Annotated in this window: 19 protein-coding genes; 8 read left to right on the top strand and 11 right to left on the bottom strand. The window is 70.6% G+C overall.

Features of this window, described 5'->3' with window-relative positions:
• Positions 1-48 precede the first annotated feature (48 nt).
• The 4 genes from EFK50_RS04530 to EFK50_RS04515 all read left to right on the top strand — a co-directional run bounded on the left by EFK50_RS04530 (position 49) and on the right by EFK50_RS04515 (position 3278).
• Positions 49-423: a hypothetical protein gene (locus EFK50_RS04530; protein WP_123226336.1), complete on the top strand. Its 375-nt coding sequence runs from the start codon at positions 49-51 to the stop codon at positions 421-423.
• 137 nt (positions 424-560) lie between these two features.
• Positions 561-1337, top strand: a complete 777-nt coding sequence (locus EFK50_RS04525) for an electron transfer flavoprotein subunit beta/FixA family protein (protein ID WP_246004030.1) — start codon at positions 561-563, stop codon at positions 1335-1337.
• A gap of 16 nt (positions 1338-1353) precedes the next feature.
• On the top strand, positions 1354-2307 hold the full coding sequence (locus tag EFK50_RS04520) for an electron transfer flavoprotein subunit alpha/FixB family protein (protein ID WP_123226334.1): 954 nt from the start codon (positions 1354-1356) through the stop codon (positions 2305-2307).
• A complete protein-coding gene (locus EFK50_RS04515; protein WP_123226333.1) occupies positions 2304-3278 on the top strand; it encodes an endonuclease/exonuclease/phosphatase family protein in 975 nt (324 codons plus the stop codon). Before EFK50_RS04520 ends, EFK50_RS04515 begins: the two co-directional genes overlap by 4 nt.
• Here EFK50_RS04515 and EFK50_RS04510 read toward each other — a convergent pair.
• A complete protein-coding gene (locus EFK50_RS04510; RefSeq protein ID WP_123226332.1) occupies positions 3271-3984 on the bottom strand; it encodes a hypothetical protein in 714 nt (237 codons plus the stop codon). The genes EFK50_RS04515 and EFK50_RS04510 overlap by 8 nt on opposite strands.
• A 38-nt stretch (positions 3985-4022) precedes the next feature.
• Between EFK50_RS04510 and EFK50_RS04505 the strand changes: the two genes are divergently transcribed.
• Positions 4023-5222, top strand: a complete 1200-nt coding sequence (locus EFK50_RS04505; protein ID WP_123226331.1) for a cysteine desulfurase family protein — start codon at positions 4023-4025, stop codon at positions 5220-5222.
• On the top strand, positions 5219-6307 hold the full coding sequence (gene mnmA / locus EFK50_RS04500; protein WP_221177262.1) for a tRNA 2-thiouridine(34) synthase MnmA: 1089 nt from the start codon (positions 5219-5221) through the stop codon (positions 6305-6307). Before EFK50_RS04505 ends, mnmA begins: the two co-directional genes overlap by 4 nt.
• Positions 6308-6413: 106 nt before the next feature.
• On the opposite strand, the gene EFK50_RS04495 is transcribed toward mnmA, so the two are convergent.
• The 8 genes from EFK50_RS04495 to EFK50_RS04460 form a co-directional block, all read right to left on the bottom strand.
• Positions 6414-7220, bottom strand: a complete 807-nt coding sequence (locus tag EFK50_RS04495) for a DUF1295 domain-containing protein (protein ID WP_246004029.1) — start codon at positions 7218-7220, stop codon at positions 6414-6416.
• 68 nt (positions 7221-7288) lie between these two features.
• Positions 7289-8596, bottom strand: a complete 1308-nt coding sequence (locus EFK50_RS04490) for an SAM-dependent methyltransferase (RefSeq protein WP_123226330.1) — start codon at positions 8594-8596, stop codon at positions 7289-7291.
• Positions 8597-8601: 5 nt separating this feature from the next.
• Positions 8602-9978, bottom strand: coding sequence for a class I SAM-dependent methyltransferase (locus EFK50_RS04485; RefSeq protein ID WP_123226329.1), 1377 nt, complete (start codon positions 9976-9978; stop codon positions 8602-8604).
• The gene (locus tag EFK50_RS04480; RefSeq protein WP_123226328.1) at positions 9975-12002 is read right to left on the bottom strand and encodes an FAD-dependent oxidoreductase; all 2028 of its coding nucleotides are present in this window, start codon (positions 12000-12002) and stop codon (positions 9975-9977) included. The genes EFK50_RS04485 and EFK50_RS04480 overlap by 4 nt, the downstream gene beginning before the upstream one ends.
• Positions 11999-12718, bottom strand: a complete 720-nt coding sequence (locus EFK50_RS04475; protein ID WP_123226327.1) for an anti-sigma factor — start codon at positions 12716-12718, stop codon at positions 11999-12001. The genes EFK50_RS04480 and EFK50_RS04475 overlap by 4 nt, the downstream gene beginning before the upstream one ends.
• Complete coding sequence (gene sigK, locus EFK50_RS04470) at positions 12715-13320, bottom strand: ECF RNA polymerase sigma factor SigK (protein ID WP_123226326.1); 606 nt, start codon at positions 13318-13320, stop codon at positions 12715-12717. The genes EFK50_RS04475 and sigK overlap by 4 nt, the downstream gene beginning before the upstream one ends.
• A gap of 45 nt (positions 13321-13365) precedes the next feature.
• Entirely contained in the window at positions 13366-13983 is a 618-nt protein-coding gene (locus tag EFK50_RS04465; RefSeq protein ID WP_123226325.1) for a fasciclin domain-containing protein, read from the bottom strand.
• 133 nt (positions 13984-14116) lie between these two features.
• Positions 14117-15649, bottom strand: a complete 1533-nt coding sequence (locus EFK50_RS04460) for a molybdopterin-dependent oxidoreductase (RefSeq protein WP_246004028.1) — start codon at positions 15647-15649, stop codon at positions 14117-14119.
• Positions 15650-15747: 98 nt separating this feature from the next.
• On the opposite strand from EFK50_RS04460, the gene EFK50_RS04455 reads away from it, so the two are divergent.
• Positions 15748-16746 carry a uroporphyrinogen decarboxylase/cobalamine-independent methonine synthase family protein gene (locus EFK50_RS04455; protein ID WP_246004027.1) on the top strand — a complete coding sequence of 333 codons (999 nt, stop codon included), beginning with the start codon at positions 15748-15750 and terminating at the stop codon, positions 16744-16746.
• Positions 16747-16756: 10 nt separating this feature from the next.
• Here EFK50_RS04455 and EFK50_RS04450 read toward each other — a convergent pair whose 3' ends face one another.
• Positions 16757-18424, bottom strand: a complete 1668-nt coding sequence (locus EFK50_RS04450; RefSeq protein WP_123226323.1) for an MFS transporter — start codon at positions 18422-18424, stop codon at positions 16757-16759.
• Positions 18421-19086: a TetR/AcrR family transcriptional regulator gene (locus EFK50_RS04445; protein ID WP_123226322.1), complete on the bottom strand. Its 666-nt coding sequence runs from the start codon at positions 19084-19086 to the stop codon at positions 18421-18423. The genes EFK50_RS04450 and EFK50_RS04445 overlap by 4 nt, the downstream gene beginning before the upstream one ends.
• A 280-nt stretch (positions 19087-19366) precedes the next feature.
• On the opposite strand from EFK50_RS04445, the gene EFK50_RS04440 reads away from it, so the two are divergent.
• Entirely contained in the window at positions 19367-23257 is a 3891-nt protein-coding gene (locus tag EFK50_RS04440; RefSeq protein WP_148046051.1) for a beta strand repeat-containing protein, read from the top strand.
• The last annotated feature ends 64 nt before the right edge of the window (positions 23258-23321 follow it).

The following is a 23321-nucleotide window of genomic DNA, read 5'->3' as shown; positions in this document are numbered from 1 at the left end:
CGCGCAGGTACCCTGACCAGCAAGTCGACCCGGGAACGAGGAGCCGCAGTGGCGAAGGTTGTGAAGTCGGACGAGCCGTTCCCGGAGCGGGCCGAGGCCAGGCGGATCCAGAAGGACCTGATCCGCGACACGATGGCCAAGATCCTGCGCGTCGTCTTCCTGTTCTTCGCCGTGGTGCTCGCGCTCGGCGCGTTCCTGGTCGCGGCCCACGAGAACGTCAGCCAGGACAACCAGCTGGTGAAGTTCGTGCTCGACGTGGCCGGCGCCATCGACGGGCCGTTCAGCCGCGACAACGGGATCTTCGACTTCCACGGCACCAACGGCGACGTCAAGGACGCCGTCGTCAACTGGGGCATCGCCGCGCTGGTGTACCTGGCGATCGGCCGCTACCTGCAGCGCCTGCTGGCCCCCAAGTCCAGCTGACCGACCGGCTGTGATCGATTCCACCTGAGACGCGGTGTCAGACCCCTGGTACCGACTAGTAGTCTCAGTCGAACTCAACACTCTGATTCAGGAGGGGCCCCCGCGGGCCGTTAACCAGCATGAACATTGTCGTCTGTGTGAAATACGTACCTGACTCGACCGCCGACCAGGCTTTCGAGGCTGACAACACCGTGGACCGCGTTGGCGTCCCCGGGCTGCTCTCCGAGCTCGACGAGTACGCCGTCGAGCAGGCGCTGCAGCTGAAGGAGAAGAACTCCGACCCCGACTCGGTCACCGTCACCGCGCTGAGCGTCGGCCCCGAGGGTGCCGCGGACGCGATCCGCAAGGCCCTGCAGATGGGTGCCGACGCGGGTGCCCACGTCGTCGACGACGCGGTCGCCGGTTCGGACGCGCTGGCCACCTCGAAGGTGCTGGCCGCGGCGATCAACAAGATCGGCTCCGTCGACGTCGTCGTCTGCGGCATGGCCTCGACCGACGGCGGCATGTCGGTCGTTCCGGCGATGCTCGCCGAGCGGCTCGACCTGCCCCAGGTCACCTTCGCCTCGGTCATCGAGTCGCAGGACAACCAGTTCCGGATCAAGCGCGACGGGGACACCGCCACCGAGATCATCGGTGCCGTCACCCCGCTGGTGCTCTCGGTCACCGACCAGACCGGTGAGGCCCGCTACCCCTCGTTCAAGGGGATCATGGCCGCGAAGAAGAAGCCGCTGGAGTCCTACGCGCTGAGCGACCTCGGCGTCGACGCCGGACAGGTCGGCCTCTCGGCCGCCTGGACCGCTGTCGAGAGCACCGAGGCCCGCCCGCCGCGCACGGCCGGCACCATCGTGACCGACGAGGACGGCTCGGGCGCCACTGCGCTGACCGAGTTCCTCGCGTCCAAGAAGTTCATCTGAGGGGTTGGGACAACACATGTCTGAAGTTCTAGTACTCGTCGACCACGTCGACGGTGCCGTGCGCAAGCCGACGTACGAGCTGCTCGCGATCGCCAAGCGCCTGGGCACCCCGTCCGCCGTCTTCATCGGTGGCGCGGCCCAGGCTGCCGGCGCTGCCGAGGCCGTGGCGAAGTTCGGAGCCGAGAAGGTGTACGTCGTCGACGACACCGAGATCAAGGGCTACCTGGTGGCCCCCAAGGCCGAGGTGCTGCAGCAGATCGCCGCTGCCGCCAGCCCGGCCGCGATCCTGATCACCTCGTCCGCCGAGGGCAAGGAGATCGCCGGTCGTCTGGCCGTCAAGCTGGAGTCGGGCCTGATCACCGACGCCGTCGACGTGCAGGCCGGTCCGGTCACCACGCAGTCGGTGTTCGCGGGCAACTTCACCGTCCAGGCGAAGGTCACCCAGGGCACCCCGATCATCACGGTCAAGCCGAACGCGGCCGCCCCCGAGGAGACCGCCGGCGCCGGCGCCGTGGAGAACTTCGCGGCGACCATCTCGGACGCGGCCAAGAAGGCGCAGATCGTGGCGTCCCAGCCGCGTGAGTCCTCCGGGCGCCCCGAGTTGACCGAGGCCGCGATCGTGGTCTCCGGCGGTCGTGGCACCGGTGGCAACTTCGACCCGATCGACAACCTCGCCGACTCGCTCGGCGCGGCCGTCGGCGCCTCGCGTGCCGCTGTCGACTCCGGCTGGAAGCCGCACACCTTCCAGATCGGTCAGACCGGCAAGACCGTCTCGCCGCAGCTCTACATCGCCGCGGGCATCTCCGGTGCCATCCAGCACCGGGCCGGCATGCAGACCTCGAAGACGATCGTCGCGATCAACAAGGACGAGGAAGCGCCGATCTTCGAGCTGGTCGACTTCGGTGTCGTCGGAGACCTGCACTCGGTCCTCCCGGCCGCCACCGAGCAGATCACCGCTCGCAAGGGTTGACTCGCCTGAACGGTTCCACGCACGGGCCGGTCAAGGCCGCCGCCGCGTTCGTCGCGGGCGGTGCCTTGGCCGGTTCCGTCGTTTTCACCCTGCTCCGGATCCTGCAGCCGGAGTCGTTCTGGTTCGTGCTGGCGACCGCGTTCGTCCCGTACGCCGTCGTCGGCTACCCGGTGGCCGCGGTGCTGCTCGGGTACCTGCGACGCACCACGGCACCGCCGCTGCGGGGCTGGGTCACCGGCGGGATCGTGCTCGCCGTGTTCGGCACCGGCTACCACCTCGGGCTGACGCTGCCGTCGTACCTGGGCGAGCACCCGCGCGGCGATCCGGACCTGGTGGTGATGACGCTGAACCTGCATCTCGGGACCGGTGACGCCGAGGACGCGGTCGCCCTGGTACGCCGGCAACGGGTCCAGGTGGCCGTCTTCGAGGAGGTCACCCCGGGGGAGCGGCGCCGGCTGCTCGCCGCCGGCGTCCAGGAGCTACTGCCGCACGAGGGCGGGGCGGCCGGGCGGGGTGCCGCCGGCACGGTGGTGTTCTCGGCCTTCCCGCTGAGCGACTCGGCACGGATCCCGCTGGACCACGGCAGCTACCGGATCAAGGTCGCCGCACCGACGCCGTTCTGGCTGGTCGCCGTCCACGGTGCGCAGCCGCTGGTCGCACCCGGGGACTGGCGGGCCGACTGGGACGTGCTCAACCAGGTGGTGCCCGAGCTCGACGGGCCGGTGATCCTCGCCGGCGACTTCAACACCACCGTCGACCACGCCCCGATGCGGGACCTGCTCGGTGACCGGTTCCAGGACGCGGCGCGGACCTCGAACGCGGGCTGGCAGCCGACCTGGCCGCGCGGGCTCGGGCTGCTCACCATCGACCACGTGATCACCAGCGCGCCGTACGCGGCGATCAGCACGTCGACCTACCTGGTCGACGGCACCGACCACCGCGCCCTGGTGGCGCGGCTGCGCATCAGCTGAGCTTCTTCAGCGACTTCTGGACCTGGTCGGCGCGGGCCGCGGCACTCTTCTCGTCGTACGACGAGATGGTGACCGTCACGAAGTCGTCGCCGGTGTCGATGCCCAGCGCCACCCCGCGGAAGGTCGTGCCCTGGGTCGCGAGCGCGTAGGACGCGCGGGTGATGTCGCCGATCGGGCTGTCGACGTGCTCGACCGAGTCGACCTTGGCGCCGATGGCGCGGAGCTGGCTGGCGATCTGCTCGTCGCTCACGTCCGGGAACGCGACCCCGGTCGAGTTCACGTTCTCGCGGAACCCCGACGTGGGCGGGGCGTTCGTGATCGACATCGTCTCGATGCTGGAGGACATCAGCTCGGCGACGTCGGCCGGGCTCCGGCCCAGCTTCTCCGCGAGCTCCTTGACGGTCGGGTTGTCCGCGGTCAGCACGCCGTCCGCGCCGAGCGAGGTCCAACCCTTCGGGACCTCGAAGGAGAGTCCGTACTTGGTGACCTTGATCACCTGGAACTCGGCGCTGCTCGGCTTCCCCGCGTCGGCGGCACCGGTCGCCGGAGCGGAGCTCGACGGGGTCGAGGGCTTCTCCGAGGAGGCCTTGTCGTTGCTCGGTGCGTTGTCGCCGCCGCAGCCGCCCAGGAGGAGTGCCGCGGCGAGCGCCAGTCCGAGCGCGGCGGTGGTGCGGACAGGACGGAAGCGCCGAGAGTGCCTGGTCATGCTGGGAGTGTAGGGGCACGCCGTAGGCTTGGACCGCCATGACCGTTTATCTCGACCACGCGGCGACCACGCCGATCCAGCCCGTTGCCGCCGCGGCGATGACCGCGCAGCTCGGCAGCGTCGGCAACGCGAACTCGTTGCACGCATCCGGTCGAGCCGCGCGGCGCGTCGTGGAGGAGTCCCGGGAGTCGGTCGCCCGTGCGCTCGGCTGCCGTCCCGGCGAAGTGGTCTTCACGTCCGGGGGGACCGAGTCGGACAACCTGGCGCTCAAGGGTCTGTTCTGGTCGCGCCGCTCGGCCGACCCGCGCCGTACCAGGATCCTGAGCACCTCGGTGGAGCACCACGCCGTCCTGGACCCGTTGCACTGGCTGGCCGAGGAGGAGGACGCGGGGGTCGAGCTGATCGACGTCGACGCCTTCGGGCGGCTCGACCTGGCGGCGTTCGCCGCCCGGCTGGAGGCCGACCCCGACAGCGTCGCGCTGGTCTCGGTGATGTGGGCCAACAACGAGGTCGGCACGATCCAGCCGATCGCCGAGGTGGTCGAGCTCGCCCACCGGTACGGCATCCCGGTGCACACCGACGCGGTCCAGGCCGTCGGCCAGGTTCCGGTCGACTTCGCCGCCTCGGGCGTGGACGCGATGACCGTGACCGGGCACAAGGTCGGCGGTCCGTACGGCGTCGGCGCGCTGCTGGTGCGCCGCGAGGTCCAGCTGACCGCGCTGCTGCACGGCGGCGGCCAGGAGCGCGACGTCCGCTCCGGCACCATCGACGCACCGGCGATCGCGGGGTTCGCCGCCGCGTGCGAGCTGGCCACCAAGCACCAGCCGGAGCTGGCGGCCCGGCTCTCCGCGCTGCGCGACCGGCTGGTGGCGGGCGTGCTGGCCCAGGTGCCGACGGCGGCGTACAACGGGGACCCGGAGAGCGATCTCGGTCACCGGCTGCCGGGCAACGCGCACCTGACCTTCCCGGGCTGCGAGGGCGACTCGCTGCTGATGCTGCTCGACGCCCGCGGCATCGAGTGCTCGACCGGCTCGGCCTGCAACGCCGGCGTCCCGCAGCCCTCGCACGTGCTGCTCGCGATGGGGTGCGACGACGAGCAGGCCCGGGCCTCGTTGCGGTTCTCGCTGGGGCACACCTCGGTCGATGCCGACGTGGACGCGCTGCTGGAGGCGATCGGCCCGGTGGTGGAGCGGGCCCGCGCCGCCGGCCAGATGGCGAGATCCGCGGAGAAGTCGTGAAGGTACTGGCCGCGATGTCCGGCGGCGTGGATTCCGCGGTTGCCGCCGCTCGGGCGGCCGAGGCGGGGCACGACGTCACCGGCATCCACCTGGCGCTCTCGCGCAACCCGCAGTCCTACCGCACCGGGGCGCGCGGCTGCTGCACGATCGAGGACTCCAACGACGCCCGGCGGGCGGCCGACGTGATCGGGATCCCGTTCTACGTCTGGGACCTGTCCGACCGGTTCCACGAGGACGTGGTCGAGGACTTCCTGGCCGAGTACGCCGGCGGCCGGACGCCGAACCCGTGCCTGCGCTGCAACGAGAAGATCAAGTTCGCCGCGGTGCTGGACCGGGGGCTGGCGCTCGGGTACGACGCCGTCGTGACGGGTCACTACGCCCAGCTGCGAACCGGAGCCGACGGCCTGATCGAGATGCACCGCGCGGTCGACGCCGGCAAGGACCAGTCGTACGTGCTCGGAGTGCTGACCCAGGACCAGCTCGCGCACTCGTTGTTCCCCCTGGGCGACACCTCGAAGCCGGAGATCCGGATCGAGGCCGAGCGCCGCGGGCTGCAGGTCGCCGACAAGCCCGACAGCCACGACATCTGCTTCATCAGCGACGGGGACACCGGCGGATGGCTCGGCGAGAAGCTCGGTGACGCGGCCCCGAACAGCTCCGGCTCGATCGTGGACGAGGCAGGCGAGGTCCTCGGCGAGCACGAGGGCTCCTGGAGGTTCACGATCGGGCAGCGCAAGGGCCTGCGGATCGGCACCCCGGCGGCCGACGGCAAGCCGCGGTTCGTGCTGGACATCGAGCCGGTCTCCGGGACCGTGACTGTCGGTCCGCGGGAGGCGCTGGCGGTCACCGGCCTCACCTGCATCCGTCCGCTCTGGTGCGGCACCGCCCCGTCAGGGCCCCAGGAGTGCACCGTCCAGCTCCGGGCCCATGGCGAGGAGCACCGCGCCGTGGTGAGCCCGTCGGACAACGGGTTCGACGTCGTCCTGCACGACCCGGCCTCGGGGATCGCCCCCGGTCAGGCCTGCGTGGTGTACGACGGCAGCCGGGTCGTCGGCTCCGGCACCATCTCCGCCACCCTCCGTTGAGTGGGCCCCATCTTTCGTTGAAGGGGCCCGATCGGTTGGTCGAGTTTGCGACCCATGCGCCGAGGGCCCGCAGAACGGGCCCACTCAACCGGCAAGACGGGCCTACTCAACGTCTTGGGGGGAGGGGGAAGAACATGCTCGTGCGGGCGGCGTACTCGGGGTAGCCGGAGCGCTGCATCATCGTGCGTTCCAGCAGGCGGGCGCCGGTGGCGAAGACCAGGAAGTAGGTCATCGCGACCGGGGAGAGGATCGTGAAGATGCCCGGCCAGGACGAGGCGCAGACCAGGTAGATGCCCCACCAGACGCAGGCGTCGCCGAAATAGTTCGGGTGCCGGGTGTAGCGCCAGAGCCCGCGGTCCATCACCGGTCCGCGCGCCGGGTCCTTCTTGTAGGACGCCAGCTGGGCGTCGCCGATCGTCTCGAAGGCGAGGCCCACCGCGAAGAGGGCGACGCCGATCCAGAGGACCCAGGAGACGTGGTGTCCGGCGACCACGGTGACCTGGATCGGCATCGAGACGAACCAGATCGCCAAGCCCTGGGGGAGGAGGACCTTGCGGATCAGGCCGCCGGAGCCCTTCCCCATCAGCTCGGTGTACCGGGGATCCTCGCCGCCGCCGTGCGATCGGCTCCCGATGTGCCAGGCGAGCCGTCCGCCCCAGATCAGCACCAGCAGGATCAGCAGGATCCCGCGGTCGTCGTTCTGCTGGAGTGCGCGGCCCACAGCGCCGGAGTGGTCGAGCGGGTTGTAGCTGAACCAGCCCTCGCCTTCGTTCGCACGCAGCCGTGCCCGGCCGAAAAGTACGGCTGTCACCGTGACCGCGATGAAGCCGAGTCCCCAGATGGTGTCGACCACCGAGACCCGCCCGGTGATCCTGGTGAGGACAGCGGTCAGGACCATCAGTGCGACGACCACCGCCAAGCAGACCGCGGAGACGACTAGGAAATCCGTGAACGGGTAGCTGTAGTGAAAATCGACACCGCTCAAAGGTCGCGCACCGCCGGCAGGTCGTGCGGGGCGCCGGGACGCACCGCGAGGATCTGGTCGACCCCCATCCTGCCGTCCCGGAACGCCATCCCGCCACCGACCAGGTACAGCCGCCAGACCCGGAGGTACTCCTCGGGGACGAGGGTCCGCAGGTGCGGCACCGCCGCCTCGAACCGCTCGATCCAGGCGTCCACCGTGTGCACGTAGTGCTCGCGCATCGCGTGCACGTCGCGGACCTCCAGCCCGCCGGCCTCGATCAGCGCGACGGTCTCGCCGACCGGGCGCATCGTCATGTCGGGCGCGATGAAGGACTCGATGAACGGGCCGCCGCCCGGGTACCTGCCGCCGCCCGGTCCCGGCCGGGACATGGCCTGGACCAGGACTCGGCCGCCGGGCCGCACCGAGCGCCGCAGCACCTCGACGTACGTCGGGTAGTTGCCCTGGCCGACGTGCTCGCCCATCTCGATCGACGCGACCGCGTCGAAACCGGCGGAACCGTCGGGCACGGTCGCGTCGCGGTAGTCGCTGAGCTCGATCCGGACCAGGTCGCCCAGGCCGCGCTCGGCGATCCGGGCGTCGATGAACTTCTTCTGCTCGGCGGCGATGGTGATGCCGGTGACCCGGGCACCGAAGTGCTCCGCGGCGTACAGGGACAGGGAGCCCCAGCCGCAGCCGACGTCGAGGAACGTCGTGCCCGGCCCGAGCCCTACCTTGCGGCAGACCAGGTCGAGCTTGGCCGCCTGGGCGTCCTCCAGGCTCGTCCCAGGGGAGGCGAAGTAGCCCGAGGAGTAGGCCATGTTCTCGTCGAGGATCGCCTCGTAGAAGTCGTTCGAGAAGTCGTAGTGGTGGCTGATCGCCTGCCGGTCGCGACCCTTGCTGTGCAGCCGGCCGCGGAGCACCGCCTGCGACGCGGGTGCCGCCGGACGCCGGCCGAGCGCGCCCACCTTCAGCGCCGCGCGTGCCGCCCGCCAGACGGTGCCCGGCGACGCGGAGACCCCCGTTACCCTGCGCTCGCCGATCACCGCCCGGACGTGGGTCAGCGCGGCGTCCAGGTCGCCGTCGACGTCGATCTCACCGGTCACGTACGCCTGAGCCGCGCCGAGCTCGCCGGGAGCCCAGAGCAGCCGGGTGAGCGCCTGCGCGGAGTTCAGCCGGACGACCGGGCCGGTGCCCGCCACCGAACCGTCCCAGGCGTGCAGCTCGACCGGGAGGTCGCCACCGACGACCGGGCGGAGTGCGGCCGCGAGCGTCTGCGCGACACCGGCGGGCTTGGTCGCTACCGGGCGGGTGGTGACGTCGGTCATCCTCGTCACCTCGTCTCGACAGGCTCGACGTCCGGGCTCGGCTCGACGTCCGGGCTCGGCTCGGCGTCCGGGCCTCTGGTGAACGTCAGCTGCTGCACGTCGATGTAGCCGGACGCGAAGCCGGCCCGCGAGTACTCCAGGTAGAAGTGCCACAACCTCCGGAAGGTCTCGTCGAAACCGAGGTCGAGCACCTCCTGGTGCGCGGCGACGAACGCGGTGTCCCACTGCCGCAGCGTCTCGGCGTAGTGGCTGCCGAAGGTCGTCCGGCCGGCCAGCCGCAACGAGGTGTGCTTGCGGGTGACCTCGTCGAGCTGTTCGGTCGACGGCAGGAACCCGCCGGGGAAGATGTACTTGTGGATCCAGGTCCAGGTACGACGGGTCGCGAGCATCCGCTCGTGCGGCATCGTGATCGCCTGGATCGCGACCTTGCCGCCCGGAGCCAGCACCTTGTCGATGGTCGCGAAGTAGCTCGGCAGGTAGGCGTAGCCGACCGCCTCGATCATCTCCACCGAGACCACCGCGTCGAAGCCGGGCGAACCCGGCGGAACCTCGACGGCGCGGTAGTCGAGCAGGTCCACCTGCACCAGGTCGGCGCGCAGCCCCTCCGCCTCGACCGCGTCGGCGAACCTCGCCCGGGCCAGGGACTGCTGCTCGCTCGACAGCGTCACCGAGCGCACGGTGGCTCCCCGGCGCGCGGCCCGGATGGCGAGCTCGCCCCAGCCGGTGCCGATCTCCAGCACCCGGCTCCCCGCGGTCACGCCGGCGGCGTCCAGGATGCTCTCGATCTTCCGGCCCTGGGCCTCGGCCAGGTCGGACCCGGGGACCGGCGGCGCGAGCAGGGTCCGATTGCCGTCGCCGCCGGTGATCGAGTCGGCGGGGAACATCGCCGCCGAGTAGCTCATCGTCGGGTCCAGGAACAGCTGGAACAGGTCGTTCGAGAGGTCGTAGTGGTGGGCGATGTTCTTGCGGGTGTTCCGGGAGCTGCCGCGCTGCCGGCGCGGCGGCCGGGAGACGTAGACGGCCCGCAGCCGCTGCATCCACATCGGGACGAGGTCGCCGATCTCGCGGCAGAGCACGGTCAGCACCTCGCCGAGGTCGTCGGCCTCCCAGGCGCCGGTCATGTAGGCCTCGCCGAAGCCGATCAGACCGTCGTTGCCGACGCGGGCGAAGAACTCCTCGGGCAGGATCAGCCGTAGGTCAGCGGGTTCGGCTCCGGGCTCCGGGGTGTCGCCGAGCGAGACGCTGACCCCGAGCCGTTCGGCCACCCGGAAGAAGATCCGGCGCGCGATCGCGGTCGAGATCCGTGCCCGCGGGCCGCGCCGGATCGGTGAGATGTCGGTCCAGTGATCGACGGAGAGGGGAGTGGCGAGGCCGGAGGTCATCGGACACCTTCCTGGTGGTGACGGGGGCGGGGCTGCACCGGCAGTCGGCGGAGCCAGAGGCGGATGCCCTGGGCGCGGATCCGCAGGGCGCCGAGGAGGGCTGCCGGTGCCGCGCGCAGCACCACCCCGCGGGGCGTGCCGGCGACGAGCTCGCCGCGCAGGGTGGCGTCGAAGGGCGAGCCGGTCCCGGTGACCAGCCGGACCGCGATCAGCAGCCGGTCGGCCGGGACCGGGACGGTGAGCTCGTAGTGCCCGTCGGTGCCGTGGAACGGCGAGACGTACATCTCCTTGCCGACCAGCGCGCGTCCGGCGGCATCGGCGTGCACCAGGTAGGCGTGCCGGTCGCCGTACGTGTTGTGCACCTCGACCACGGTGGCGGCCAGGTCGCCGGTGGAGGCGTGGCACCAGAAGACGCTGATCGGGTTGAAGTTGTAGCCGAACGCCCGGGCGTTGGCGGCCATCAGGATCCGGCCGTCGGCCACCACGCCCTCCGCGGCGAGGAACGCCTCGACGTTCTGGCGGATGGTCAGCCCGGGATCGCCGAGGTGGTCCCGGGCGACGAAGCGGCCCAGCGGCCCGTGGTCCGGCAGGGCGTCGAGGTCGACCAGCCAGAGGTGCGCGGTGCTGCTGAACCGGTTCTTGAGCGGCGTCCGCCTGGTGTGCGTGATCGTGCTGCGGTAGATCCGCGGCGCGGCCGGAGTCTCGACCGGCTCGACGTCCGTGGCCCACGCGAACCCGAGTCGCTCGGCAGCCGCGGCACCCGAGCGCGCTCCGTCCTCGTGGAAGCCCCACCCGCGCCAGGCCCCGGCGAAGACCAGGCGGTCGCTGTCGATCCCGGGCAGCCGGCGCTGGGCCGCGACCGAGGACGGGGTGTAGATCGGGTGCGCGTAGTCGCGCCGGGCGATCACCTTCGCCGGGTCGATCACCTCGGTCGCGCCGAGCGTGACGAAGTAGCGGACGCCGTCCGGATCGCCCGCGGGCAGCGACATCAACCGGGTCAGGTCGTAGGTGACCGTCACGGCGCCCTGGTCCGGCCGGTCCCACTGGTTCCAGGACGCCCAGGCCTTGCGGTTCCGCGGCATCACCGCGTCGTCGGTGTGCAGGTGCGCGACGTTGGCCGAGTACGGCATCGCGCCGAGCAGCTCGGTCTGCAGCGCCGTCGGTTCGGCGAGCAGGCCGAGTGCCTGGTCCGGGTGGGTGGCGACGACCACGGCGTCGAAGCAGTGCACCCGGCCGTTGCCGTCGGTGACCTCGACCCCGTCGGCGGTCTCGACCACCGAGGTCGCCTTGGTGTCGAGCAGGATCGTCCCGCCGCGGTGCTCGATCGCGGCCGCGACCTTGGCGACGTACTGGTGCGAACCGCCGGTGACGGTGCGCCACTGCGGCGACCCGTAGACGGTCAGCATCCCGTGGTGCTCGAGGAACGCGAACAAGTAGCGGGCCGGGTACTCCAGCGCGACGGCCGGGTCGCAGGACCAGACGCACGCGACCAGCGGCGTCATGAAGTTCCGCCGGAAGTACGCCGAGAACCGGCCGGCCTCCAGGAACTCCGCCAGCGTCAGGTCGTCGTCGGTCGCCTCCGGTGCGGCCAGCAGCCGCCGGGCCCGGCGGTGGAACCGCGGGATCTCGGTCAGCATCCGCAGGTACGACGGCCGCACCAGGTTGCGCCAGGTCGGGAACAACCCGGCCGGCCCGAGCGCACCGGCCCACTCCAGGCCGCGACCGCCGTGCTCGCCGTCGGCGCGCACCGACATCGACATGTCCGAGGGCTGCGTCTCGACGCCGAGCTCGGCGAACATCCGCAGCAGGGTCGGGTAGGTGCGCTCGTTGTGCACGATGAACCCGGTGTCGACGGCGACCGGCCCGTCGGCGGTCGCGACGGTGTGCGTGTCGGCGTGCCCGCCGAGCCGGTCGTCGGCCTCGAGGAGGGTGACCCGGGCCGACCTGCTGATCACGAAGGCAGCCGTCAGGCCAGCGACGCCACTGCCGACGATGCCGACGCGACGCGTGTTCTCCGGGGTCATGTCGCGTCCGGCTCGAAGTCGACCAGAGCGACGACGGGCAGGGTCGGGACCTTCGATCCGCCGTCGGGCTCGATCGTGATCCCGGCACCGGAGGCGCCCGCGAGCCCGCCCTCGAAGAGCTCGGTCTGCTCACCGGTCCCGGTGATGAAGCCGGCCGGCACCATGCCGGAGGCCTTGCGGAGCCAGAGCTGGTAGACGTGCCCGGACGGGGCGGGTGGGAGGCCCTCGGTGACGACGACGGCCTTGCCCTGCTTCGCCGAGTGGAACACCGTCGCGACGCCGCCCCGGGCGAGGTCGGCGGTGACGTGCTGGACGTCGCTGGCCCGCAGCACCCGGTCGGCCGCGGTCAGCCCGACCTCGGACGAGTCGTCCTGGATCTGCAGCACGACGTACGAGCCGCCGCCGAGTACCCCGAGGGCGACGGCAGCGGCGACCAGGCCGGTCCAGCGTCGCGGGCGGCGCTTCTCGATCCGGGCCACCGCCGGGGGCAGCGGGCGAACCTTCTTGATGTCGGCGAGGATCGCGCCGCGCATCGACGCCGGGGGCGCCACCGCGGTGACCTCGGAGAGCAGCAGGGTGGCGTCGGCGAGGCTGGCGACCTCGGCCCGGCACTCCGCGCACACCGCGAGGTGCTCCTCGAACCGGGCCCGCTCGACGTCGTCGAGAGCGTCCACGGCGTAGGCCCCGGCCAGGGCGTGAATCTCGTGAGCTGTCATTGGCCCACTCCCATCGCGTCGCGCAACCGGATGAGGCCGTCCCGGATGCGGGTCTTCGCAGTGCCGACCGGTAGATCGAGCATAGTTGCCACCTCGGTGTGCGTGTAGCCGCCGAAGTAGGCGAGCTCCAGCGCCTCGCGCTGGACGGTCGTGAGCTCGGAGAGCGCCGAGCGGACCCGGCGGGCCTCCATCGACGCCTCGGCTGCTTCGGCCGTGCTGTCGTGGGGGACTGTCCGCGAGGTTTGGTGGTAGCTGGTGTCCTGGCGGGTGACGGCCTCCGCGGCACGGACCCGGTCCACGGCTCGGCGGTGGGCCAGGGTCATCAGCCAGGCCAGTGCGCTGCCCTTGGTCTCGTCGAACCGAGCGGCCGTGCGCCAGACCTGGAGGAAGACTTCCTGGGTGACCTCCTCGGACTGGGCCGGGTCGCGGACGACGCGCAGGACGAGACCGTGCACGCGTGCGGAGGTGGCGTCGTACAGGGCGGCGAAGGCCTCCTCGTCCCCGCGTGCCGAGCGTCGCAGGTAGTCGGCCAGCGCCGGCGCCGGCGCACCCGTTCCCTCCGGCGTGGTCTCGCCGGAGGGAACGGGCTGGAGGTGTGACACGAGGTCGTCCTCTTCCTGTCGGTGCTGGTTCTCAGTCTGACTGAATCAGTCGGTCAGGACGGTGTCGATGATGTAGACCGTGGCGTTCGCGGTCTGCACGTTGCCGCACACGACCTTCGACTTCACGGTGGCACCGTCGACGGTGAAGTCCTCGCCCGAGCCCACGACGGTGATCTTGTCGCCGGCCAGGGTCTCGTGCTCCCCGGCCAGGTCGGCCGGGGCGATCTTGCCGGCGATCACGTGGTGCTGCAGGACCTTGGTGAGGGCCGGGACGTCGGCGATCAGGCCGTTGAGGGTCTTGCTCGGGATCTTCGCGAAGGCCGAGTCGGCCGGGGCGAAGACGGTGAGCGCCTCGGCGCTGTTCAGGGTGTCGACCAGGTCGGCCGCCTTGACGGCGGCGACCAGGGTGGAGAGGACCGGGTTCGAGCTGGCGGCGGTGGCGACCTGGGCGGTGGCCATGCCGTTGAACGAGCCGGGGCCCTCGGTCGGGACGGCGGCACAACCGGCACCGAAGTTCTCGCCCGCTGCGGCGGGAGCGGACGACCCGTCGGTGCCGGTCGAACCGGAGTCGCTGTCGTCGTCGCCACAGGCAGCGAGACCGAAGGAGAGCGCGAGGGTGATCGACGCGATCGCGCCGGTCCTGCGCAGGATGGAGGAGGACATGGGTCGTGCCTTTCGTCGGGTGGATCTTCTTCTGACGGTTCAGCGGGTGAGCGCTCGGCGCTCTGCTTCTCGAGGAGTCATTCGGTGCGCACCGCGGTGCCGGATTGGAGAACGGCGACCTTTTGTTCGCAGGTCAGGTGACGTTGACCAGCACCTGCTGGATGCCGCTGGATCCGTCGGGGAAGGGGCTCGCCTTGACTGCCGTCTGCTCGGCCCCGTCCTTGCCGATCGCCCGGACCGCGAGTCGGTGGTTGCCCTTGGTCGCGTCCCAGCGCAGGAACCACTGGCGCCAGTAGTCGTTGCCGCCGTCCGGTCCGAGCTCGGCCACCTGCCACCGGCCCCCGTCGATGCTCACCTCGACCCGTTCGATGCCGGTGCCCTGGGCCCAGGCGACGCCGCCGATCGCGGTCGCTCCCGGGTCGATGTTGGTCAGCGGACGCGGGGTGTCGATCCGGGCCGCGATCTTGATCGGTGCGTCGGTCGCCCACTTGCGGTCGGTCCAGTACGACGTGTCCTTCGCGTACGTCGTCGCCGTCAGCCTGGTGACCCACTTGGTCGCGCTGACGAAGCCGTAGAGCCCGGGGACGACCAGGCGGGCCGGGAATCCGTGCTCGCGGGGGAGCACCTTGCCGTTCATGCCGATGGCGACGATCGCGTTGCGCCCGTCCATCAGGGCGGACATCGGCGTACCGATCTTGAAGCCCTCGACGTCCTCGCTCATCAGCTGGTCGGCATCGGGGGAGACGCCGGCCCGGTCGAGGATCCGACGCAGCGGGACGCCGAGCCAGCGGGCGGCGCCGACGTAGCGACCGCCCACTTCGTTGCTCACGCAGGTGAGGGTGATGTCGCTCTCCTCGAACACCATGTCGCGGAGCTCGTCGTACGTGATCGAGAACGGGTTGTCGACCATCCCGTCGATGCTCAGCCGCCAGCTGGAGTGGTCCACGATCGGGACGGCCAGCTTGGTGTCGACCCGGTAGAACCTCGCGTTCGGCGTGACGAACGGAGTGATCCCGGGGATCGTCGTCTCCAGTCCTGCCGGGAGGGGCGGGAGCGTCTTGGCTGCTCCGGGAAGGCGGATGTTGCCGAGCGAGGACCGGACCTTGTAGATCCACTGACCGGCTCCGGCAGCCACCGCACCGCCGAGCAGCAACGCGCCGGAGCCGATCAGGAAGCCTCTGCGCGAACTGCCGGGCTCGGCGTCAGAGGCCGCTGCAGGTCCCTCCGAGGCCAGCAGCGCCCGGACCAGCCACCAAAGGGTGAGCGGTCCAAGAAGTGCGGCCGTCACGGCCGGGACGAGATCGAGGATCTCAGCGGTCGGGCGTCGCAGTGCGGCGGCACCGGCGAGCGCGACCAGGAGGAAGGTGATCGCCAGCCCGACCCGGAGGTGGCGGCGAGCGATGATCCCGGCGACGAGCGCGAGGACGAGGGTCCCGGCGAGCACGCTGCCGATCAGGACGATCTTGTCGTTGGTGCCGAACTGGCGGATCGCCCACGTCTTCATCGGGGTGGGCGTCGCGTCGATGACCGCGCTGCCGACGGCAAGGATCGGGGAGGACTGCGGGTGGAGCAGGCTGGCGACGAGATGGGCGATCGCGACGGCGAAGGCCGCGGCGAAGACCCCGGCCAGGGCGAACGGTCCGTTCTCGCGCGCACGCCGGACCACGGACCAGGATGTCGTACGTGACGTTCGCTCCATGGAAGGTCTTCGGTCCTGCTCGCACGACGGATGGGTCCGGGATCGGAGCACAGTAGGGTCGTCCGGTGGTCAACCAGCGCACGATCGCCAGCGGGGTCGGGTCGATGCCCGGCGAGGACTACGCCGAGGCGGTGAGGATCTCGTTCGGGGAGGTTCCCGACCTGCCGTTCCTCCCGGAGCTCCCGGACCGCGGGGTCACCGCCGGGATGACGGGACGGACCCTCGCGATGGTGACCGACCTCGGCTTCGACTTGCAGCCGGCCGGCTGGCGGCTCACCGATGCGTCCGGTGTCGACCACCGCCGGGCGCGATCGCTGCTGGCCCACGACCTCGACGTCCTCGAGGAGCACGCCCAGGACTACGCCGGCGAGCTGAAGGTCCAGGTCTGCGGGCCGTGGACGCTGGCCGCGACGGTCGAGCGACCGCGGGGCGACCGGCTGCTCGCGGACGCCGGCGCGCGCCGCGAGCTCGGCGAGGCGCTGGCCGAGGGGCTGGAGGCGCACCTGGCGGACCTGCGGCGCCGGGTCGCCGGAGCGCGGCTCGTCGTCCAGGTCGACGAGCCGGCGCTCTCGGCCGTGCTGGCCGCCCAGGTGCCGACGTCGTCCGGGTTCGGGCGGCACCGCTCCGTCGACCCGGCCGGTGCCTCGGCCGGGCTGGAGCCGGTCTTCGCCGCGATCGAACGCGCGGGGGCGCAGAGCATCGCGCACTGCTGCGCATCGAACGCTCCGGTCGCTCTGCTCCGCGGTGCCGGTGCCGGCGGCGTCTCGATCGATCTCGACGTCCTCGCGGCCGAGGGGTACGACGAGCTCGGGTCCGCCTTCGACGAGGGCGCCCGGGTCTTCCTGGGCGTGGTCCCGAGCGTGCAGCCGCCGGTGATCCCGACCGAGCGCCAGGTCGCCGAACGGGTGCTGCGACTGCTCGACATGCTCGGCTTCGATCCCGAGGAGGTCGGCGCCCAGCTCGTCGTCTCCCCGTCCTGCGGTCTTGCCGGGGCGAGCCCCGAGTACGCACGAACGGCGCTGACCCTGGTGCGGGACAGCGCCGTCCGGTTGCGCGGCGACTAGCGAGCGGTCGTCAGTGAGCGGCGACCGGTGGGCCGTCGGTCGCCATCTCCTCGTGGCTGACGCTGAGGAAGATCCACAGGATCGCCGAGGCCGCCCAGATCATGAACGCCCCCACCAGGAAGGCGTTCGTGCCGCCCACGGTGAACGACGCCTGGCCCAGGATCAGCTCCTTGGCGGCGGCCGGTGCGTCCGAGCCGCTCACCAGCGGAGCCAGCTTGTCGTGGGTCTGGGTGAAGTAGTGCGTCGCGATCGTGGCGAGGGTCGCCAGACCGAGGGCACCGCCGACCTGCTGCATGGTGTTCAGCACGCCGGACGCGATGCCCGAGTCCGCCTCGTCGACGTGGTGCACGGCGGCGAGGGTCAGCGGGATGAACGTCAGGCTCATGCCGAAGGCCATCAGGGCGATCCACGGGAAGATGCTCAACCAGTAGCTGATGTCGCTGCCGAGGTGCGCGATCGCCGGGTTGTCCGGGTTGGCCGCGAAGTTGGCGAGCTGCTCGTTGATCTTCGCCGTCAGGTGCCCGGCCGAGTCGTCCACCGAGAGCCGGTGGAAGTTCAGCAAGGCGACGCCGGCGAGCAGGGTGCCGGTGCCGGCCAGGAACCGCGGGTCGACCTTGCTCATCAGCTTGGAGCTGATCATCGCGCCGATCACCATCGCGAACGGGAACGGCAGGAACGCGAGACCGGCCTGCAGCGGGCTGTAGCCCATCACGTTCTGGACGAACTGCGAGAGGAAGAAGAACATCGCGAACATCGCGGCCGGCACGATCATCATCGCGATGAAGGCGGTGGCCCGGGTGCGGTTGGCGAGGATCCGCAGCGGGAGCAGCGGGTTCGTGACGTTGCGCTCGATCGTGATGAACGCGGCGAGCAGCGCGACGCCCAGGGCGATGAAGCCGAGGGTGCCGCCGTCGCCCCAGCCGTAGCGCTCCTCGCCGGCACGGGTGATGCCGTAGACGAGCGAGACCAGGCCGAGGGTTCCGGTGACCGCGCCCGGCAGGTCGAGGGCGACGCCGCGGTTGCTGTCGGACTCCTTGAGCAGCCTCGGCGCGGCGAACGCGGCGATCAGGCCGATCGGTACGTTGATCAGGAAGGTGAGCCGCCAGCCCTCGATGTCGTAGCCGAAGACCGACGGGGTCAGGCCGGTGAGCCAGCCGCCGAGCAGCAGACCGATCGCGGCACCGACGCCGGACATCGCGGCGTACACCGAGAAGGCCTGGTTGCGCTTGGGGCCTGCCGGGAACGTGGTCGTGATCAGGGCGAGCGCCGCGGGTGCGGCGAGGGCGGCGCCGAGACCCTGGAGGCCTCGCGAGGCGAGCAGCATGGCCTCGTTCTCGGCGAAGCCGCCGAGGCCGCTGGCGATCGCGAAGATCGTCAGGCCGATCATGAAGACGCGGCGACGGCCGTAGAGGTCGCCGAGCCGGCCGCCGAGCAGCAGCAGGCCGCCGAAGGCGAGGGCGTAGCCGGTGACGATCCACTGCAGGTTGCCGGCGGAGACGTCGAGGTCCTTCCCGATGAAGGGGAGGGCGATGTTGGCGATGGTGCTGTCGAGCACGACCATCAGCTGGGCCATGCAGATCAGAACGAGGGCCCAGCCGAGGTGCGCGTGGCCGCCGTTCGTCTCAGCGGCGTCCGCGTCCCCGGTGGGGGACACCTCCGCCTCGATGATGTCTGTCATGAAGTTTTCCTTGCCTTGATCTTCGATGTGAGGTTGGACTTCAACTTGTGGTTGAACTTCTGCGTGCCGCACGACGGGTGCTGTACGGCGGGAAGGATGACGTGGTCGACGACGCGCTCGATGGTCGCGTCGTCGGGAGGGACGCCGAGGATGAACGTCCGGTGCAGCAGGATCCCGGCCAGCGCCGGACCGACCATCTCGAGGTCGATGTCCGGCCCGACCTCGCCGCGCTCCTGGGCGCGCTCGTAGATCGCGTGCGTGATCGCGACCTTGGGCGCGATGAACTTCTCGCGGAACTGCTCGGCGAACTCGGGGTCGGTGGACAGCGCCGTGATCACCGAGCCGAGGATCTTGGTCGCCGACTCGTTGATGCCCTCGTGACCGCAGAAGGTGGAGAGCAGGTCGCCCCGGAGGGTGCCGGTGTCGTGGTCGTCGATGTGCGGTGACTGCTTGGCCCGGATCAGCGCCTCGACCACCATGCTGGCCTTGGACTCCCACCGACGGTAGAGCGTCGCCTTGCTGGCCCGGGCCAGCTTGGCGACGGCATCCATGGTGAGCCGGTCGTAGCCGAGCTCGACGAGGAGCTCGGCGCAGGCGTCGAGGATCTCGTCCTCGCGCTCGCCCTCGACCCGGGGGCGGCTCGCTGCTGGGCTGGCCGACATGGTGCTACCTCCTGCGGGTCCTGAGCGATGGATGAAACGGAACGGTTTCGTTTCATCAACAGGGTAGGTCGGGGGCGCATTCCCGCAAAATCGATTTATTTTCAAGAGATTCGGACAGGTGTCCGTTCGAGGGTCCAGCCGGTCCAGTAACTGGTCTATTTCGAAACCGGACATATCAGGTACTTGTCGGTAACTTGTAGCGGGCGTCACACCAAGGCTGCTAGAACCTGTTCTGCGCTGACCTCCCACAGCGCACTCATCGTGGACAAGGGGACTTGTAATGCGCCCACGCGTATCTTCCGACGGCACGGTCCGTCGCCGTACCACTCGCGCGACGACAGCCATCTCGGCCGTCATCGCCCTCTGTGCGGCCGCTCTGGTCAGTGTCGGCGTCGCGCCGGCGCAGGCCGTGCAGGCGCCCGGCGACGACGTACCGGCCTGGAACATCGGCTGGAACTGGAACTGGGACACCTCGTTCCGCTACCAGGCCACCGGCACCGACGTCACCATCAACGAGAGCGTGACCTACACGGTCGCGAGCCGTGAGACGTTCCAGGGCCAGGACGCCTACAAGCTCAACATCAACGGCTCGATCACCTCCGGTAGCGGCCAGGTGGCCGTCGACGGCGTCGGCAACGCGACCCTCAGCGGTTTCTCCGGCACCGTGTCCGGCACCCGCTACGTGCGCGTCTCCGACCTCGCGCTGCTGCAGGAGAACCAGTTCCAGCACATGAACGCGACCGCGAAGGTCTCGATCATCTCCACGGGCATCACCGCGGACATCAACCTGCAGCTGACCCCGCGCGACTCGACCTGGAAGGTCCACAACTTCCCGCTCAACGCCGGCGACTCGTGGAACACCAACACGAACGTCGACTACAACGGCGGCTTCAGCTACGACGCCGGCTCCTTGGGAGGCACCGGCAACTCGGCCTTCGGCCCCGACACGATGGTGTTCAACGCCCCGTCGAACGTCACCAGCGAGACCCTGACCACGGCGCCGATCTCCGGCAACGTCAACACCAAGAAGGTCACCTCGGTCAACGCCGACAACACGATGTCCGACCAGAGCTGGTGGTCGCCGACGTACAAGAACCAGGTCAAGGAGATCCTGGTCCTGCCGCTCGACGGCGGCTCGATCACGCTGACCCGGAACATGCGGAACGCCTCGATCCCGTCCGGTCCGCAGTTCTCGGCGACCACGACCCCCTCGCTCACCTGCGCCGGGGGAGACGTCACCGTCGCCGGCAACCTGAGCACCGGCGCCGCCGGAGTCCCGGTGACGGTCCGGCTCGACCAGAGCCAGGTCACCGCCGGCCAGTACGTCACCGCGAACACCACCACCGGCGCGAACGGTGCGTACAGCGTCAACCTGACCACCCCGGGCATCAGTGACGGGCTGGGCAAGAACGGCTCGCGCGCCAACTGGGGCATCACGGTGGCGGGCGCTGGCGCGACCGGCGCCTCGACCGTCGTGGTCACCCCGACCAACTGCTCCACGATCGCCTACACCGGTGCCACCAGCGCCCCGGTCTCCGGCGCCGCCACGGTCAGCGCCCAGCTGACCGACCTGGCCAACCCGGCCGGCGCCGCCGGCAAGACCGTGACGTTCGCCCTCGGTGGCGGCGGCTCGGTCAACGCGGTCACCAACGGCTCCGGTGTCGCGACCGCGACCCTGCCGATGAACGGTCCCGTCCGGAACACGAACGTCAGCGTCTCGTACGCCGGCTCGGCCGGCCTGGCGGCGGCTAGCGCCTCGACCGGGTTCGCGGTCCAGGTGAACCCGACGTCGACGACGGTGCTGCCGTCGCTCACCACGGTGACGATCGGTGACGACGTCACGTTCTCCTCGACGGTGACGCCGAGCGTGGGCAGCAACCCGGGTGGCGCGGTCCAGTTCCTGGTCGACGGGGCCGCCTTCGGCGCCCCGCGCCCGGTGACCGGCGGCACCGCCACCAGCGCGGCCCTGAACACCGGCCCGCTGAGCCTGGGTGACCACACGGTCCAGGCGGTCTACAACGGCGACGCGAACTTCGGCACCAGCAGCTCGGCCACCGCGACCTTCCGGGTCCGGGTGCCGCTGCTGCCGTCGTCGACGTCGCTGTCGATCGCGCCGAACAGCACCGTGTACGGCGAGCAGGTCACGCTCTCCTCGCACGTGACCACCACCTCCGGCTCGGGCAACCCGACCGGCTCGGTCACCTTCAGCGAGGGCGGCACCGTGTTCGGCTCCGCCCCGGTGGACGGGTCCGGCAACGCCTCGATCGACACCTCGACGATCCCGGTCGGCACGCACGCGATCGTGGCGACCTACTCCGGTGACGACGAGTACAACGGCGGGGCTTCCTCCCCGGGCACGCTGACCGTCGCGAAGGCGGACGTGGACGTCCAGCTGACATCCTCGGACACCACCACGGTCTCCGGTGAGTCGGTCAACTTCGGCGTCAGCGTCGGTGCCCAGGCACCGGGCTCCGGCCTGCCGGACGGCACCGTCCAGCTGGTCATCGACGGCGGCAACGTCGGATCCCCGGTCGCGCTGACCGGTGGCGTCGCCAACTTCGACCCGGTGAGCTCGCTGCTGGTCGGCAACCACACGGTGGCCGTCAACTACAGCGGGAGCGGCAACTTCAAGAGCGGTTCGGACTCGCTGAGCCAGGTCGTCTCGCAGGCCGACACCACCACCGTGGTGACCGTCTCCCCGTCGCCCTCCTCGGAGGACCAGCTGGTCACGATCACCGCGAACGTCGGCGCTGTCGCGCCGGGTGGCGGCGCCGCGACCGGCCTGGTCACCTTCACGGCCGACGGCGACCCGATCGGTGCCGGCTCGCTCAGCCCGTCCTCGGGCGGCGCGAAGGCGACGCTGCAGACGTCGACCCTGGCGGCCGGCTCGCACACGATCGTCGCGACCTACGAAGGCGACACCGACTACGCAGCCAGCGAGTCGGACCCGAAGAGCCACACCGTGATCGCGGGAGCGGCCGTGGTCGGCACCAGCACGGTGGTGACCTCGTCGCAGAACCCGTCGACGTACGGCGAGTTCATCTCCTTCACGGCCACCGTCACGGCCGAGGACTCGAGCGCCGCCTCCGGTGCCGTGCAGTTCTCGATCGACGGCACCGACATCGGCATCCCGGTCGAGGTCGGTCCTGACGGAACCGCGCAGAGCCCGCTGGTGTCCTCCCCGGAGCCCGGCGACCACACCGTGATCGCCGCCTTCGTCGGCAACCCGGGCTACTCGGGCAGCGGAGACTTCCTGGCCCAGACCGTCGCCGACGCCGGCGTCGACCTGACCGTGACGTCCTCCAACGCCTCCAGCGCGTACGGCGACGCGGTGACCTTCACCGCCACCGCCACCACGCCGCAGGAGAACATCGGCGACCCGAACGGCCACGTGCAGTTCCGGGTGGACGGTGTCGCGGTGGGCGGCGCGGTCGCGCTGAACGACGGCGTGGCGACCAGCCCCGCGGTCTCGAACCTGACGCCCGGCTCGCACGTGGTGACCGCGGACTACTCCGGTAGTGCGCACTTCGCCCCGGCGCTGGCCTCGACCACGCAGGACGTGGGCAAGGTGTCGACGACGACCACCCTGGTGGCCGCTCCGAGCTCGGTCAGCTTCGGCCAGGGGGTCAGCCTCACCGCGACCGTCACGCCGGGCACCGCCGCGCTGGGTGCGCCGTCGGGCACGGTCACCTTCACCGAGGGCAGCACCACGCTCGGCACCGCGGTCGTCGGGGCCAGTGGCACCAACGGCAAGGCGACGCTCGCGGTGAGCAACCTGTCCGGTGGGACCCACCTGATCAAGGCGACCTACTCCGGGTCGGCCGTCTTCAGCGGGAGCGCCTCGGCGGCCAGCACGGTCACGGTCGCCAAGATCGCCACCTCGATCACCGCTCAGCCCGCCCTGGTCAAGCTGCTGCCGCCGCTGGCGCTGCCGCTGGGTCAGCTGAAGATCACCCTCAACTCGGCCAACGGCCCGGTTGCCGGTGTTCCGGTGAACTTCACGATCGGTACGGCCACGGTCTGCGCCGGTGCGACCACGGATGCCTACGGGGTTGCGACCTGCAACGCCCTGCCGCAACTGCTCACGCTGACGCTGTTCGGCTACAAGGTGTCGTTCGCTGGCAACGGGGACTACCTGCCCTCGAACGCCACCGGCTTCATCATCAAGTAACCCTCCAACCCCTCACTCCCAGATCTCCCGGGGGCTACGGCCCCCGGGAGACGGAATGCCAGGG

The sequence above is a fragment of the Nocardioides marmoriginsengisoli genome (assembly GCF_003725695.1).
GTDB lineage: Bacteria > Actinomycetota > Actinomycetes > Propionibacteriales > Nocardioidaceae > Marmoricola > Marmoricola marmoriginsengisoli.
Note: the sequence above shows the minus strand (reverse complement) of the source record. Positions and strands in the feature narration are given on the sequence as shown.

Excerpts from the sequence above, each read along its gene's own strand:
- EFK50_RS04520 (WP_123226334.1), top strand. The coding sequence starts at position 1,354 with ATGTCTGAAGTTCTAGTACTCGTCGACCACGTCGACGGTGCCGTGCGC.
- EFK50_RS04510 (WP_123226332.1), bottom strand. The coding sequence starts at position 3,984 with ATGACCAGGCACTCTCGGCGCTTCCGTCCTGTCCGCACCACCGCCGCG.
- EFK50_RS04505 (WP_123226331.1), top strand. The coding sequence starts at position 4,023 with ATGACCGTTTATCTCGACCACGCGGCGACCACGCCGATCCAGCCCGTT.
- EFK50_RS04490 (WP_123226330.1), bottom strand. The coding sequence starts at position 8,596 with ATGACCGACGTCACCACCCGCCCGGTAGCGACCAAGCCCGCCGGTGTC.
- EFK50_RS04485 (WP_123226329.1), bottom strand. The coding sequence starts at position 9,978 with ATGACCTCCGGCCTCGCCACTCCCCTCTCCGTCGATCACTGGACCGAC.
- EFK50_RS04480 (WP_123226328.1), bottom strand. The coding sequence starts at position 12,002 with ATGACCCCGGAGAACACGCGTCGCGTCGGCATCGTCGGCAGTGGCGTC.
- EFK50_RS04475 (WP_123226327.1), bottom strand. The coding sequence starts at position 12,718 with ATGACAGCTCACGAGATTCACGCCCTGGCCGGGGCCTACGCCGTGGAC.
- EFK50_RS04465 (WP_123226325.1), bottom strand. The coding sequence starts at position 13,983 with ATGTCCTCCTCCATCCTGCGCAGGACCGGCGCGATCGCGTCGATCACC.
- EFK50_RS04450 (WP_123226323.1), bottom strand. The coding sequence starts at position 18,424 with ATGACAGACATCATCGAGGCGGAGGTGTCCCCCACCGGGGACGCGGAC.
- EFK50_RS04445 (WP_123226322.1), bottom strand. The coding sequence starts at position 19,086 with ATGTCGGCCAGCCCAGCAGCGAGCCGCCCCCGGGTCGAGGGCGAGCGC.
- EFK50_RS04440 (WP_148046051.1), top strand. The coding sequence starts at position 19,367 with ATGCGCCCACGCGTATCTTCCGACGGCACGGTCCGTCGCCGTACCACT.